The sequence below is a fragment of the Rodentibacter sp. JRC1 genome, from assembly GCF_020521555.1.
GTDB classification, from domain to species: domain Bacteria; phylum Pseudomonadota; class Gammaproteobacteria; order Enterobacterales; family Pasteurellaceae; genus Rodentibacter; species Rodentibacter abscessus.
This window is the reverse complement of the sequence record NZ_BPWA01000001.1, coordinates 2031705-2046275: the sequence shown is the minus strand read 5'-3', so window position 1 is coordinate 2046275 and position 14571 is coordinate 2031705. Positions and strand designations below refer to the sequence as shown.

13 protein-coding genes are annotated in these 14571 nt (G+C 41.4%); 7 read left to right on the top strand and 6 right to left on the bottom strand.

Annotation, left to right across the window (positions count from 1 at the left end):
- Positions 1 to 71: 71 nt before the first annotated feature.
- The 4 genes from HEMROJRC1_RS09310 to ompA all read right to left on the bottom strand — a co-directional run bounded on the left by HEMROJRC1_RS09310 (position 72) and on the right by ompA (position 3091).
- On the bottom strand, positions 72 to 854 hold the full coding sequence (locus tag HEMROJRC1_RS09310) for a YgcG family protein (RefSeq protein WP_226692649.1): 783 nt from the start codon (positions 852 to 854) through the stop codon (positions 72 to 74).
- On the bottom strand, positions 847 to 1296 hold the full coding sequence (locus tag HEMROJRC1_RS09305) for a TPM domain-containing protein (protein ID WP_226692648.1): 450 nt from the start codon (positions 1294 to 1296) through the stop codon (positions 847 to 849). Before HEMROJRC1_RS09305 ends, HEMROJRC1_RS09310 begins: the two co-directional genes overlap by 8 nt.
- 9 nt (positions 1297 to 1305) lie before the next feature.
- Positions 1306 to 1887, bottom strand: a complete 582-nt coding sequence (locus tag HEMROJRC1_RS09300) for a LemA family protein (protein WP_226692647.1) — start codon at positions 1885 to 1887, stop codon at positions 1306 to 1308.
- A 133-nt stretch (positions 1888 to 2020) separates the two neighbouring features.
- The gene (gene ompA, locus HEMROJRC1_RS09295; protein ID WP_226692646.1) at positions 2021 to 3091 is read right to left on the bottom strand and encodes a porin OmpA; all 1071 of its coding nucleotides are present in this window, start codon (positions 3089 to 3091) and stop codon (positions 2021 to 2023) included.
- A gap of 384 nt (positions 3092 to 3475) precedes the next feature.
- Here ompA and HEMROJRC1_RS09290 point away from each other — a divergent pair, with 384 nt between their 5' ends.
- The 3 genes from HEMROJRC1_RS09290 to hemH are packed head-to-tail and all read left to right on the top strand — an operon-like array spanning position 3476 to position 7949.
- On the top strand, positions 3476 to 6568 hold the full coding sequence (locus tag HEMROJRC1_RS09290) for an FAD-binding and (Fe-S)-binding domain-containing protein (RefSeq protein ID WP_226692974.1): 3093 nt from the start codon (positions 3476 to 3478) through the stop codon (positions 6566 to 6568).
- Entirely contained in the window at positions 6565 to 6981 is a 417-nt protein-coding gene (locus tag HEMROJRC1_RS09285; RefSeq protein ID WP_226692645.1) for a hotdog fold thioesterase, read from the top strand. Before HEMROJRC1_RS09290 ends, HEMROJRC1_RS09285 begins: the two co-directional genes overlap by 4 nt.
- Positions 6978 to 7949: a ferrochelatase gene (gene hemH / locus HEMROJRC1_RS09280; RefSeq protein WP_226692644.1), complete on the top strand. Its 972-nt coding sequence runs from the start codon at positions 6978 to 6980 to the stop codon at positions 7947 to 7949. The genes HEMROJRC1_RS09285 and hemH overlap by 4 nt, the downstream gene beginning before the upstream one ends.
- Positions 7950 to 8243: 294 nt before the next feature.
- Here the strand turns inward: hemH and selD are convergent, their stop codons facing one another.
- On the bottom strand, positions 8244 to 9287 hold the full coding sequence (selD, locus tag HEMROJRC1_RS09275; RefSeq protein ID WP_226692643.1) for a selenide, water dikinase SelD: 1044 nt from the start codon (positions 9285 to 9287) through the stop codon (positions 8244 to 8246).
- 116 nt (positions 9288 to 9403) lie between these two features.
- On the opposite strand from selD, the gene gntR reads away from it, so the two are divergent.
- A complete protein-coding gene (gntR, locus tag HEMROJRC1_RS09270) occupies positions 9404 to 10399 on the top strand; it encodes a gluconate operon transcriptional repressor GntR (protein ID WP_226692642.1) in 996 nt (331 codons plus the stop codon).
- 42 nt (positions 10400 to 10441) lie between these two features.
- On the opposite strand, the gene HEMROJRC1_RS09265 is transcribed toward gntR, so the two are convergent.
- Positions 10442 to 10969: a gluconokinase gene (locus tag HEMROJRC1_RS09265; protein ID WP_226692641.1), complete on the bottom strand. Its 528-nt coding sequence runs from the start codon at positions 10967 to 10969 to the stop codon at positions 10442 to 10444.
- 226 nt (positions 10970 to 11195) lie between these two features.
- Here HEMROJRC1_RS09265 and HEMROJRC1_RS09260 point away from each other — a divergent pair, with 226 nt between their 5' ends.
- From HEMROJRC1_RS09260 to trxB, 3 genes are all read left to right on the top strand, one after another.
- Complete coding sequence (locus tag HEMROJRC1_RS09260) at positions 11196 to 12545, top strand: GntP family permease (protein WP_226692640.1); 1350 nt, start codon at positions 11196 to 11198, stop codon at positions 12543 to 12545.
- 89 nt (positions 12546 to 12634) lie between these two features.
- Positions 12635 to 13492: a co-chaperone YbbN gene (locus HEMROJRC1_RS09255; RefSeq protein WP_226692639.1), complete on the top strand. Its 858-nt coding sequence runs from the start codon at positions 12635 to 12637 to the stop codon at positions 13490 to 13492.
- A gap of 117 nt (positions 13493 to 13609) precedes the next feature.
- Entirely contained in the window at positions 13610 to 14563 is a 954-nt protein-coding gene (gene trxB, locus HEMROJRC1_RS09250; RefSeq protein WP_226692638.1) for a thioredoxin-disulfide reductase, read from the top strand.
- The last annotated feature ends 8 nt before the right edge of the window (positions 14564 to 14571 follow it).

The following is a 14571-nucleotide window of genomic DNA, read 5'->3' as shown; positions in this document are numbered from 1 at the left end:
TAAAAAACGAGCGGGCATTTTAACATAAGTTAAAAACATCACAAATTATAACTTGAGTATTTATGTAGGATTTACCAACTTCCGCCGGCTCCACCGCCGCCAAAACCGCCACCACCAAAGCCTCCGCCTGATGAGCCGCCTCCGAATCCGCCACCAAAACCTGAACCGCTACGGCGGCGGGATAATGTAGATTGACGCACAATACGATTTAATTGATCACGCTGATTCGGGCTGATATAGACTTCATCCTTATGATACAGATATTCACCAAACACAACAAAAGCGATAAATACCAACACCATAATGAAAGGAATATATTGTTCAAATTCACTTTCTTCCGTCTGATAAGCACCGTATTCCCCTTGGCTGGCTGCAATGATGTCATTTAAGCCGTCATTTATGCCTTGCGCATATTGTCCTTGCTTAAATTGAGGCAAAATCGCATGGCGAATAACTTGTGATAAAAAAGCATCAGGCAATACCCCTTCCAAACCTTGTCCTGTGGCGATAAAAACTTTGCGGTCATTTTTCGCAATCAGCATTAACACGCCATTATTTAACTGCTTACGTCCAATTCCCCATTTATCGCCCAAAGCAAAAGCATAATCGGCAATTTCATATTCACCTGTTGTGGGCACGATGACAACCGCGATTTGTGAGCTTGTCGAATTACCATAAGCGATCAGTTTATTTTCAAGAATTTGCTGCTGTTGAGATGACAGAGTATTCGTGTAATCATTCACATAATGAAAAGGGGTTGGCGTAGGCGGAAACTGCGCAGCAGAGACGAAATTCACCCAAAAAATAATGCTAAAAACAACCGCACTTTTCATAATCTGCAACAATCTAGTCATGAATAATTACCTCATTCGATAATTCATTTCGGTCATTCGGTTGAACCGGGAAATGTGTTATTAAGATTTCGGTAATACGATTAATTGCTTCAACAATGCCTTGGGTATAAGCCCCTTGCTTGAATTGGGAGATCATCAGATCACATTGTTTCTGCCAATAAGTCGCATCGACAAATTGGTGAATCCCTTTATCACCGACAATCGCACAAAGATGATCTTTATACCCGACATAGATTAATACGGCATTTTGCTCTGCGGTTTTGTGCATCTCCAGATCATTAAATACCTGTAAAGCCCGTGCTATTGCCGATAAGTTTTTTGAAGACTTAGGTAATTTCCTCTCAATATATACGCGCAATTCTGCCGAACTTTGGCTTTCGAGGCGAACAATTGCCGCCTCGATTTGTTTTTTATCGACAGGAATCCTTGAAAAGAATTTCATTATCTTATCCTAATTAAAATTCACAGTCGGAGCATTTTCAGCACCTGCCGTTGATTTGAAATAAGGTTTTTCTTTAAAACCAAGAATCATTGCGGCAAATTTTGTTGGGAATTGACGTACTTTTTGGTTATACACACGAGCAGCCTCATTAAATTTATTACGGGCAACATTAATTCGATTTTCCGTACCTTCAAGTTGAGATTGTAAATTCATAAAACCTTCGTGCGCTTTTAATTGCGGATATTGCTCAACCGTTACAAGCAAACGGGATAATGCCGATCCCACTTGATTTTGGTTTTGTTGAAATTGTGTAAGCTGTTCTTCCGTCATATTTGAGGGATCAATTTTAGTTTGTGTCGCTTTTGCACGGGCTTCGATCACGTTGGTTAAAGTTTGTTGTTCAAAATTTGCTTGACCTTTCACTGTATTCACTAAATTCGGAATAAGATCAGCACGGCGTTGATAAGAAGATTCCACATTTGCCCAGACAGAATCAATTTCTTCTTCCGCTTTCACTAAACCATTATAACTAGACATTAAAGTAAATCCCGCCACTACGGCAACAAGGATAATGACAAACCACTTTTTCATAAGAATATTCCTATTAATAAATAAAATTTTTTAAAGATATTATTGTTATGCTTATTCTAAGCATACAAAAGAAAAGACCTAAACCAAGGTTTAGGTCTTTTTCCATTTAATCCGCTAAGGATACCAAATAGGATTATTTAGTACCGTTAACTGCGATTTCAACACGACGATCCGGTGCTAAACAAGCGATAAGCGCTTTACGACCTTTAACCGCGTCACAAGTTGCACCAGTAACAGGGTTTGCTTTACCGTAACCGGTTGCAGTGATGTCTTGTGCCGGAACACCTTTAGCTACTAAGTAGTTAGCTACGGTGTCTGCACGACGTTGAGATAATTTTAAGTTGGTTTTTTCAGAACCGATACGGTCTGTGTAACCTGCAACACCTACTTTAGCGTTGCTAACTTGAGCGATTTCACCGTAGATACCGTCTAAAGTCGCTTGAGCTTGCGGTTTTAAGTTAGCTTTACCGAAAGCGAAAGTTACATCAGAGTTCAAGTTGAAAGTTTTGCTTACAACTTCAGGTGCAACTACAGGTGCAGCACCTTGACCGAAACGGTAAGATAAACCGGCATTGATAGAACCGATCCATGGTGTGTAATCTGCGTTTTCAGCTAATTTGTTATCTTTACCAACGCTTGTTAACCATTGATATTCAAGACGGAATGCTAACTCCGGTAATGAAGGCATTGCATACTCGAAACCTGCTGCAAACATTGGAGACACTTTTAAGCTGTGAGCACCTTCCGCATGGTTACGGCTTCCGTTTGCATCATAGTATTTATAGTCTGAACGAACTAATGCTGCCGCCGCACGACCGTAGAAATCTAAGCCGTCTAATGCAGACACTAAGCCACCCAAATTGTAGCTACCTTTCAAACCTAAGTGTGCACCGTGGTTAGTGTGTTTGAAAACAGTTTGACCAGCGTTACGCCCTTTAATACGACCGAAATCGTCATAACCTAATTCAACCGCTAAACCTAAGTTGTCACGGTTTAAGATTTGGTAACCACCAAATACACCGTAGGTGAAAGAATTACGATTGTAGCCAAGACCATCGAGCTTAGCATTTGCACGGATACCATCGTGCGCTGACGCTTGACCTGCTTTAGCACCAACATAGAAAGTGTTTTCTTGCGGTGCTGCTTGAGCTACAGAAGCTGCGGCTAAGCCGGCTACAACTAATGCGATTGCAGTTTTTTTCATTTTGATGTCCTCTATCTTAGTCATCGATTGATAAATAAAAAGTTTCCTCGTTTATCGTGAACTTTCCGAAGAAACATCACTCAAAACATTGCTTAACTAGGGTTTTGAATTTGCCCTATTTTTAACCTTTTGACAAATTCAATTCCTTTGTAATCGCCAAAGGAACGTTCAAAATTCTGTCTATTATCCTATAAAAAAAACAAAGATCAAATTTTTTTTGGCTGTTTTGGTGATTTTATACACAAACAAATATCCCAACATAAACCTTTATTTACCCTAACCTTTTGCTTTAAAAACAAATTTAAAGAGGTAAAAATCGACTTTTTCTTCGCCATAATATATTATCTTTCTAACTTGCTTTTTCTATACTTTATGATTGATACTATGCTTCCCCTTCTCTCTAATATCCCACAACTTGAAAAAACCGTTCAAACTTATCTTGCGGAACTCCAAAAGCAACATTTTGAGGGTGATATCGCCACAAATTATGCGGATCGATTAGCGCTCGCCACAGATAACAGCGTTTATCAACTACTGCCGCAAGCGATTCTCTTCCCAAGAAACGTTGCAGATGTTGTGCGCATTACCAAACTGGCGAATAAACCTGATTTTCAATCTCTCACTTTCACCCCGCGCGGCGGTGGTACGGGAACGAACGGGCAATCCCTCAATAACAATATTATCGTTGATCTTTCACGTTATATGACAACTATTTTGGAACTTAATGTGGAGGAACGTTGGGTACGCGTGCAAGCGGGCGTAGTAAAAGATCAGCTCAATCAATTCTTGAAACCTTACGGTCTATTTTTCGCGCCGGAACTTTCCACCAGCAATCGTGCCACTTTAGGCGGAATGATTAATACGGATGCATCAGGACAAGGTTCTTTACAATACGGTAAAACCTCTGATCACGTATTGGAACTACGCGCAGTATTAATGAACGGCGAAATACTCGATACAAGAGCGGTCAAATTTCAGGATATTTTAGAAACTACTAATTCTCTTGAATTAAATGCTTCCGGCAAACGACTTTATCAAGAAATTGCCCAACGCTGTAAAGAAAAGCGCACTGCTATTATTAATGATTTACCTCAGCTTAACCGCTTTTTAACCGGTTATGATTTAAAGAACGTTTTTAATGAAGATGCAAGCGAATTTAATCTCACCCGACTGCTCACCGGTTCGGAAGGCTCCCTTGCCTTTATCTGCGAAGCAAAATTAAATCTTCTTCCCATTCCCCAATACCGCACCTTAATTAATATCAAATATAGTTCCTTTGATGCAGCGTTACGCAATGCACCGTTTATGGTGAAAGCCAATGCACTTTCGGTAGAAACTATTGATTCCAAGGTGTTGAATCTCGCCAAGCAAGACATCATTTGGCATTCCGTGCGTGAGCTTTTAACCGAAAGCGAAGAAAATCCAATCCTCGGTTTAAATATCGTGGAATATGCCGGTGATAATAAAGAAAAAATCGACCGTCAAGTAACCGCACTTTGCCAAGCACTGGATGAAAAAATCGCACGCCGACAAGATTCAATTATCGGTTATCAAGTTTGCTCGGATTTAGCTTCCATTGAACGTATTTATGCGATGCGAAAAAAAGCCGTAGGCTTACTCGGTAATGCAAAAGGTGCGGCAAAACCGATCCCTTTTGTGGAAGATACCTGCGTGCCGCCGGAACATCTGGCGGATTACATTGAAGAATTTCGTGCCTTGCTGGATAGCCATCACCTGCAATATGGTATGTTCGGTCATGTCGATGCCGGCGTTTTACACGTTCGCCCGGCGCTTGATTTATGCGATAAAAACCAAGTGAAACTGTTCAAACAAATTTCTGATGAAGTGACGGCGCTCACAACAAAATACGGCGGGTTATTGTGGGGAGAACACGGTAAAGGCGTGCGTTCGCATTATGGTGAGAAATTCTTTACACCGGAATTATGGAACGAACTTCGCTACATCAAGTTCTTATTTGATCCGAATAATCGCTTAAATCCGGGCAAAATCTGCACGCCATTGAATTCAAAAGATGAACTCTATTCCATTTTATCAACCATGCGTGCGGATAATGATCGCCAAATCCCCGTGCAAATTCGCAATGAATTTAAAGGTGCGATGAACTGCAACGGCAACGGTTTATGCTTTAATTTTGATGAACACAGCATTATGTGCCCTTCAATGAAAGTCAGCAAAAACCGTGTCTTTTCACCGAAAGGGCGTGCTGCACTGGTACGTGAATGGCTACGTTTGCTCGCCGATAAAAATATTACGCCTGAGCAGTTGGATTTCCAAAAAACCGAAGTCAAATTGACCGCACTTATCGCACGTATTCGTAATACGGTACAAAAACGACGTGGTGAATATGACTTTTCCCACGAGGTAAAAGCGGCAATGGATACCTGCTTGGCATGCAAAGCCTGCGCCAGCCAATGTCCGATAAAAATTGACGTACCGAATTTTCGTGCAAAATTTTTTCATTTTTACCACAGCCGTTATTTGCGCCCGATTAAAGACCATATTGTGGCAAACTTGGAAATCGCCTCCCCTTATATGGCAAAACAGGCGAAATTCTTCAATTATTTTACAAAATTAAAAGCCACTCAAACCCTTGTAGAAAAAACAATCGGTATGACGGATTTGCCTCTACTTTCCGAGCCGAATTTGCAACAGCAACTTGTCGAAATTCACTATCAAGGCAAACCCTTAGAAGAGTTGGAACGGTTAAGTGCGGTCGAAAAAGCGCGTGTTTTACTGATCGTACAAGATCCCTATACTTCTTATTATGACGCTAAAGTCGTACGTGATTTTGTTGCGCTCGCCCAAAAACTCGGTTTTCAACCGATTTTGTTGCCGTTTAAACCTAATGGTAAAGCTATGCACATAAAAGGCTTTTTGAAACGCTTTGCCAAAACCGCTAAAAATCAAGCGGAATTTCTCAATCGCATAGCCAAATTGGGCGTGCCATTGGTGGGCGTAGATCCCGCAATCGTGCTTTCTTATCGTGATGAATACAAAGAAACATTGCAAGAACAACGCGGCGACTTCCACGTATTAACCGCACACGAATGGCTAACAACACAACTTAATTCCGACTTATTTACCATCGAATTGAAAAATATGGAAAAAAATGACCGCACTTTTGAATGGTATTTGTTTCCACATTGTACGGAATCGACTTTTATGCCGAACAGCCCGAAAGAATGGCAACAAATCTTTGCAAAATTCGGGCAAACCTTAAAGGTGGAAAAAGTAGGCTGCTGCGGTATGGCGGGCGTGTTTGGTCACGAAGTGCAAAATCAAGCGATGAGCCGTGAAATTTATGATATTTCTTGGGGGAAAAAACTCAACGGAAAAGATCCGCACTTTTGTTTAGCCACCGGCTATTCTTGTCGCAGCCAAGTGAAACGTTATGAACAGGTTGTATTAAAACATCCGTTGCAAGCGCTACTTGAAGTATTAAGCGAGGAAAAATGATCTGGAAAAAACCATTCACGTTAACCCAACTCAATGAAATGGGAAAAAACTGTGCCGTAGGTCATCTTGGTATTGAAATTTCCGCCTTTGGTGATGACTGGATTGAAGCTACAATGCCGGTGGATCACCGCACCACTCAACCTTTTGGGCTACTGCACGGAGGCATTTCCGTTGCCTTGGCGGAAACCTTGGGATCGCTTGCCGGCTTTCTTTGCTTGGAAGAGGGAAAGGCTGCGGTAGGATTAGATATTAACGCCAATCATCTTCGCCCGGTGAAAAACGGAAAAGTTATAGCAAAGGCTACACCTATCAATTTAAGTAAAAATACCCATGTTTGGCAAATTGACATCCGTAATGAACAAGATAAACTTTGCTGCGTTTCACGATTAACGCTTTCTATTATTAATTTATGACCCTAACAAAAAAAATCGGTGTTATTTTAGCCAACTTAGGTACACCGGAGGAGCCGACACCTGCCGCAGTTTCCCGCTATTTATGGGAATTTTTATCTGATCCCCGAATTGTTGATCTGCCCCGTTGGAAATGGTGGCCGTTACTCAAATTCGTTATCCTGCCGCCACGTTCCAAACGAATTGCAAAAAATTATCAAGCCATTTGGACAGAACAAGGTTCGCCGTTGCTTGCCATCACAAAACAACAGCAAAAGGCATTACAACGCTATTTATCCGAACAAAAGATCAACGCTCAAGTAGAAATTGCCATGACTTACGGCAATCCGTCTATGCAAAGTGCGGTGGAAAAATTACTTGAAAATCAGGTAGAAAAAATCATCGTACTACCGCTCTATCCGCAATATTCCAGTACAACGACCGGCGCATTATTTGATGTTTTTGCGAAAGCACTGAAAAATACCAGAAATATTACACCGTTTGAATTTATTCATTCTTATCATTTAGATGAAAACTATATCAATGCGTTGGTTGAATCCATTAAAGTGCGGTTAAAATCAGAGGAGTTTTTGTTGTTTTCTTATCACGGTATTCCGTTGCGTTATGAAGAGATGGGCGATTACTACCGCGAACATTGCAAGCAAACGACCATTGCCATCGTCGATAAACTCGGTTTGACGGAAAATCAATGGGGAATGTCATTCCAATCCCGTTTTGGACGTGAAGAATGGCTACAACCCTATACGGATAAATTTTTAGAATCTGCCGCTACACAAGGCATTCATAAAATCGCCGTGGTTTGCCCCGGTTTTTCTGTGGACTGCTTAGAAACCATTGAAGAAATCGATACGGAAAATCGCGAAAATTTCCTAAATAACGGTGGTGAATCCTATCAATATATCCCTGCATTAAATGCAGATTCTGCACATATTGAAATGATGGGTAAATTGATTTTACAAAAACTTGCATAAAATTAGGGACAGCCTATTTGCTGCCCCTAATTCCACGCAAAAATAACATTTGTGTAAACGCTACATAATAGGCGTTTTTTCCGGCATAGTAGACAAAAGTATTGGTAATTTCGGTATTATGTAGCACTTGCACAAATCATCGCAGGGTGCCGTTAGGCGAAGCCGTAACGTACCGAGCCATCATTAAATCTTATTATTGGTGCGTTACGGCTTCGCCTAACGCCCCCTACCGACCCCAAGAAATACCGGAGATAAAATTCTCTTTGGGCAACTGATACATAATACCGGTTTTTTCTAACGAACTTCTACGAAAATTTCGGTTTGTAAGTCTCTTGCTTTCAACACACCGACTTCATAAATGTTAATACCGGCTTGTTGTGCAATCGTCAAAATGTCTTGCTCGCTTTCAGGTTTCACTGCCAATAATAAACCGCCTGAGGTTTGCGGATCGCATAGTACGGCTTTTTGCTGATCCGACAACGCTCCGACTTTATGACCATAACTGTCAAAATTACGTGTCGTTCCGCCCGGTACACAACCTTCCGCAATATATTCCGACACACCATTTAAGGTAGGAATTTTATCGAAAAAGATCTCAGCATTTAAATTCGCACCTTCACACATTTCGATTAAATGACCGAGCAAGCCGAATCCGGTTACATCCGTCATCGCCGTAACTCCGCTGACTTCAGAAAATCGGCTACCGATGCTATTTAGCCGACACATCAGTTCAGTGGCTAATCCCTGATGTTCGGGCTTTAATTTGCCTTTTTTCTCCGCCGTAGTCAGTACGCCGATGCCTAGCGGTTTCGTTAAATAAAGTCTGCATCCCTCTTGTGCAGAAGCATTACGTTTTACTTTTTCCGTATTAATGACACCTGTTACCGCTAAACCGAAAATAGGTTCCGGCGCATCAATGGAATGTCCACCGGCGAGCGCAATTCCTGCTTGATGACAAGCAAAACGACCGCCCTCCACAATTTTTCGTGCAATTTCCGCCGGTAACTTGTTAATCGGGAAACCTAAAATCGCAATTGCCATAATCGGTTTGCCGCCCATTGCAAAAATATCGCTGATCGCATTGGTGGCGGCAATACGTCCAAAATCAAAAGGGTCATCCACAATCGGCATAAAGAAGTCCGTGGTACTGATAATCGCAGTACCATTGCCTAAATCATAGACAGCCGCATCATCGGCAGTATCGTTGCCCACCAGTAAATGCGGATCAACAAAATTTTCAAGCTGAGTTTGTAAAATCGTCCCTAACACCTTAGGCGAGATTTTACAGCCTCAACCTGCGCCGTGACTGTATTGCGTTAAACGAATTTCGTCTACCATACTCGTTCCTTTTGATAAATCGATGGCAAATTATACCTTTTTTCATACAAAAGTGCGGTCAAAAAATCAAATGTTTTTGCTATACTTTTGAAAGAGATTAATTCATTCAAATTTCAATGAAACGTAAACGTCCCACTTTACAAGATATTGCTGAGCACCTTAGCATCACCAAAATGACGGTAAGCCGTTATCTACGCAATCCCGATTCGGTGGCGCAAGAAACGCAACGCCGTATTGCCAAAGCCATTGAAGAATTCGGTTATATCCCAAACCGTGCACCGGAAATTCTTTCTAATGCAAAAAGTAAAGCCATTGGCGTTTTGCTCCCCTCATTGACTAACCACGTTTTCGCCGATGTATTAAAAGGTATCGAACTTATTGCCGACCAAGCCGGCTATCAAACAATGCTCGCTCACTACGGTTACAGCGTAAAAAAAGAAGAGGAACGCATTGAAAGTTTGCTTTCTTATAATGTAGACGGCTTGATTTTATCGGAAAATTACCATTCGCTACGCACTCTCAAAATGATTGAAATCGCCAATATTCCGGTGATTGAAATTATGGATAGCACGCAAGCAGGTATTCAGCAGGTGATCGGTTTTGATAATGTTGCAGCAGCGCAAGCTATGGTGGAAACGATGATTTTACACGGTCATCAAAATATCGTGTACTTCACCGCAAGAATGGATAAGCGAACCCAATTAAAAATGCAAGGCTATGAACAAGCGATGAAAAAATACGGGCTTGAACCCTATAGTTTAATTACCGAGGAATCATCATCTTTTACTTTGGGAGGAAAACAACTTCGGGATATTATCACCAAACGCCCTGAAACCAACGGTATTTTCTGTACGAATGACGACTTAGCCATCGGCGCATTATTTGAATGCCAACGCTTAGGCATTGAGGTTCCGAAACAAATGGCTATCGCCGGGTTTCACGGGCATGATGTGGGGTTTTCCGTTACGCCGCAACTTGCCACCGTTATCACTCCCCGTTTAGATATCGGCAAACGGGCGGCACAAGAATTATTAGAAAGGTTAAAGGGTGAACCGATAACGGAAAGAATGATTGATCTCGGTTTCAAAATTCACACCGGGGAGAGTCTCTAAATACAAAAGTGCGGTTAAATTTAATCGCACTTTTGGATATGCTTATAAAAAAGGTTCTAAAGCTGAAATACAACGTGCGACCACTTCCTCAAAACTCCCGTCAATATCAATATGAAGCACATCCGGCTCATCCGTACCCGGTACTTCCAAGGTATCAAATTGACTTTTTAGCATATCCGTTTTCATATAATGTCCCTTGCGTTGTTTCATTCTCTCAAGCACAAGTTCAAAAGAACCTTCCAAAAACAAAAATTTCACTTGTTCATTGCCATCACGAATAACATCGCGATATTTTTTCTTCAACGCAGAACAAATAATAATTCCGCTCTCACTTTTACGTTCAAGGCTAAACGCTGCATCACGGATACGCTCCAACCAAGGCGCTCTATCTTCATCATTAAGAGGCTGTCCTTCACCCATTTTAATAATATTTGCACGAGGATGCAGATCATCGCCATCAATCAATTTAATTCCCAAACGGTGGGAAATCGCTGTTCCTACCGATGTTTTACCCGTGCTTGAAACACCCATTAGGATAAAACTTTTTCCAATTCGTTCATTATCATTCATTCCTAAACTCCTCAACTTTTTATTTACCATACCTGAATTTCATCAAAAATGTTACTGGTAACAATTTATTTTGTGATCTAAATCACAAAATAATTTCGCAAAAAAATTGACCGCACTTTAATAAACAAAAATTCTGTGAACAAGATCACAAATCTGAAAGGCGATCATTTACCCTCGTTCAAATAAAAGGTATGTTACCCGTAACAATTCAATAAGAGGAAATGTTATGCTTATTATCATTATGATTGCCGCAATTTTATTGCTGCTTCTACTTATTATTAAATTCAAAGTTCATGCTTTTGTGGCATTGATCATCGTCAGCTTACTTACCGCCCTTGCCGCCGGTATTCCGGTGGAAAAAATTCTCCCGACTTTACTTGGCGGATTTGGTAATACATTGGCAGCCGTTGCATTATTGGTTGGTCTCGGTGCGATGATCGGTCGTTTATTGGAGATCACCGGTGGTGCTAAAGTGCTTGCAGATACCTTAATTAATAAATTCGGTGAGCAAAAAGCCCCTTTCGCATTGGGTATTGCTGCCCTCCTCTTCGGTTTCCCTATTTTCTTTGATGCCGGTTTGGTTGTGATGTTGCCAATCGTTTTCAGCGTTGCAAAACGTTTCGGCGGCTCCGTATTACGTTACGCCTTCCCCGTTGCCGGTGCATTTGCCGTTATGCACGCTTTTCTACCGCCCCACCCGGGCCCGGTGGCATCCGGTGATTTATTGGGGGTAAATATCGGCTTATTAGTCATTGTCGGTTTAGTTTGCGCAATCCCTACTTGGTATATCGGTACTTATTTGTTCAGTATGTTTATCAGCAAAAAAATTCACGTTGATTTACCGAAAGCCTTTTTAAACGCAACGGCAATTAGTGAAACATCGGTACAAAATCCGCCAAGTTTTGCGCGTGTAATGACGATTTTACTTTTACCGATTCTCTTAATTTTATTTGATACCGGTTTAAATACATTAAGTGTGGCAAAAGTGATTGACGGTTCACAAATTTGGGTTCAATCCCTGCGACTGATTGGTAAAACGCCCATCGCTTTATTGATTACATTGATTGTCGCTATCCTATTACTTAAAGAACAGCGTAGCTATGAACAAATCGAAAAAATCTGTGATAACGCACTCGGCCCTATCTGCTCTATCGTATTAGTAACCGGTGCCGGCGGTATGTTTGGCGGAGTATTGCGAGCCAGCGGTATTGGCGAGGTATTATCTGCAATGCTTTCGGATACGGGAATGCCGATTATTGTTGCAGCCTTCGTCATTGCAATGGTTATGCGTGTCGCACAAGGTTCGGCAACCGTCGCTCTCACAACTGCCGCAGCATTGATTTCACCAACTGTAGCCGCAGCCTCCGATTTAAGTCAATTTGATCTTTGTTTTATCGTTATTGCCATTGCATCAGGCGCAACGGTATTATCTCACGTCAACGATTCCGGCTTCTGGCTAATCAGTCGATTTTTAGAAATGGATACCAAAACAACCTTAAAAACATGGACATTACTTGAAACCTCTATTGGTGTAGTCGGTTTCATTATCGCGCTTATCGGTAGTTTTATTCTTTAACCCTAAAGTGCGGTCAATTTTCAAAACATTTCTAAAATTGACCGCACTTTGTTAAAATCAGCCATTATTTTTCCGAACAAGGATAAGCAATGACTGATTTTTCTTTTATCGTTGAGATTAACGAACAAAATCTCACCGAAATCCTACAACAATCCCTTGAAAAACCGCTTGTCGTCAATTTTTATGCGCCAAATCATAAGGAATCCGTCGATTTCTTAAACCTACTTGAACACTTGGCAGAGCAATATCAAGGGCAATTTGTTCTCGCTAAAGTGAATTGTGAAAAAGAACAAATGATCGCAGCGCAATTCCGTATTCAAGCCTTGCCAACCACCTATTTATTTAAAGAAGCGCAAGCATTGGATGCCTTTCCGGGCGCACTTGATCAAACTTCACTTATTCAACGTTTAAATGTTATTTTACCCAAAGAGGAAGAATTAAAATTTCAGCAGGCATTAGATTTCTTACAAGTCGAAAATTATGATGCGGCGTTGCCTTTATTAAAAGAGGCTTGGGATCTTTCCGATAAAAAGAACAGCGACATTGCCCTGCTTTACGCAGAAACCTATATTGCAATGAAAAAAACCGAAGCGGCACAAGAAATTTTGAATCAAATTCCGCTGCAAGATCGCGATAGCCGTTGGCAAGGATTACAAGCGCAAATCGAGTTATTAATTCAAGCGGCAGACACCCCTGAAATTCAGCAATTACAAAAAGATTTTGCCCAAAATCCAAGCACGGAAATAGCAATAAAACTTGCCGTACAACTCCACCAAGCAAATCGTAATGAAGAAGCACTCACCCTACTTTTCGGTATTTTAAAAACGGACTTAAGCGCGCAAAATGGTGAAGTAAAACAACAATTCTTATCAATTTTAAGTGCAATGGGTAATTCAGATCCGCTGACGAATAAGTTCCGCAGATTGCTTTATTCATTACTCTATTGATTGAAAAACTTATAATTCATAATGGAACAATTAATCAGTTTAGTTTCCGGCTTAATGAGTGCGTAGATTTCGCTAATTTACGTCCCAACAAAACAAAAATAAAACAAGGATATTCTTATGTCAGATGTTAAACACGCAAAACTTCTTATTCTAGGCTCCGGTCCTGCCGGTTATACGGCTGCAATTTATGCGGCACGCGCAAATTTAAAACCGGTTTTGGTAACAGGATTACAACAGGGCGGTCAGCTCACCACCACCGATGAAATCGAAAACTGGCCGGGTGATTTTGGTGAAACGACAGGTTCCGGCTTAATGCAACGGATGTTGCAACACGCAGAAAAATTCAACACGGAAATCGTATTCGATCACATTAACAAAGTAGATTTATCTTCCCGTCCTTTCAAACTTTACGGCGATGTGCAAAATTTCACCTGTGATGCATTAATTATTGCAACGGGGGCATCAGCACGCTATTTAGGTTTACCTTCGGAAGAAAATTATAAAGGTCGTGGTGTTTCGGCTTGCGCAACCTGTGATGGTTTCTTCTATCGCAATAAACCCGTTGCGGTAATCGGAGGCGGCAACACCGCAGTGGAAGAAGCACTTTACCTTGCAAACATCGCAAGCACGGTACATTTAATCCACCGCCGCGATAGTTTCCGTGCAGAAAAAATCTTAATCGACCGTTTATATAAAAAAGTGGAGGAAGGAAAAATTCAGCTCCATACCGACCGCACTTTAGATGAGGTGCTGGGTGATAATATGGGGGTAACGGGTTTACGCTTACAAAATACCAAAACTGGAGAAAAAGAAGAATTGAACCTTGATGGCTTATTTGTCGCCATCGGGCACTCACCAAACACGCAAATTTTCGAGGGACAGCTTGAACTGAATAACGGCTACATCGTTGTGAAATCCGGTCTTGAAGGCAACGCAACCGCCACATCCGTAGAAGGCGTATTCGCTGCCGGAGATGTAATGGATCATAACTATCGCCAAGCCATCACTTCCGCCGGAACGGGCTGTATGGCGGCATTGGATGCCGAACGTTTCTTGGATGCTCAGGAATAACCCGATTT

Coding starts and splice junctions, on each gene's coding strand:
- HEMROJRC1_RS09310 (WP_226692649.1), bottom strand. CDS start 854: ATGACTAGATTGTTGCAGATTATGAAAAGTGCGGTTGTTTTTAGCATT.
- HEMROJRC1_RS09305 (WP_226692648.1), bottom strand. CDS start 1,296: ATGAAATTCTTTTCAAGGATTCCTGTCGATAAAAAACAAATCGAGGCG.
- HEMROJRC1_RS09300 (WP_226692647.1), bottom strand. CDS start 1,887: ATGAAAAAGTGGTTTGTCATTATCCTTGTTGCCGTAGTGGCGGGATTT.
- ompA (WP_226692646.1), bottom strand. CDS start 3,091: ATGAAAAAAACTGCAATCGCATTAGTTGTAGCCGGCTTAGCCGCAGCT.
- HEMROJRC1_RS09290 (WP_226692974.1), top strand. CDS start 3,476: ATGCTTCCCCTTCTCTCTAATATCCCACAACTTGAAAAAACCGTTCAA.
- HEMROJRC1_RS09285 (WP_226692645.1), top strand. CDS start 6,565: ATGATCTGGAAAAAACCATTCACGTTAACCCAACTCAATGAAATGGGA.
- hemH (WP_226692644.1), top strand. CDS start 6,978: ATGACCCTAACAAAAAAAATCGGTGTTATTTTAGCCAACTTAGGTACA.
- gntR (WP_226692642.1), top strand. CDS start 9,404: ATGAAACGTAAACGTCCCACTTTACAAGATATTGCTGAGCACCTTAGC.
- HEMROJRC1_RS09265 (WP_226692641.1), bottom strand. CDS start 10,969: ATGAATGATAATGAACGAATTGGAAAAAGTTTTATCCTAATGGGTGTT.
- HEMROJRC1_RS09260 (WP_226692640.1), top strand. CDS start 11,196: ATGCTTATTATCATTATGATTGCCGCAATTTTATTGCTGCTTCTACTT.
- HEMROJRC1_RS09255 (WP_226692639.1), top strand. CDS start 12,635: ATGACTGATTTTTCTTTTATCGTTGAGATTAACGAACAAAATCTCACC.
- trxB (WP_226692638.1), top strand. CDS start 13,610: ATGTCAGATGTTAAACACGCAAAACTTCTTATTCTAGGCTCCGGTCCT.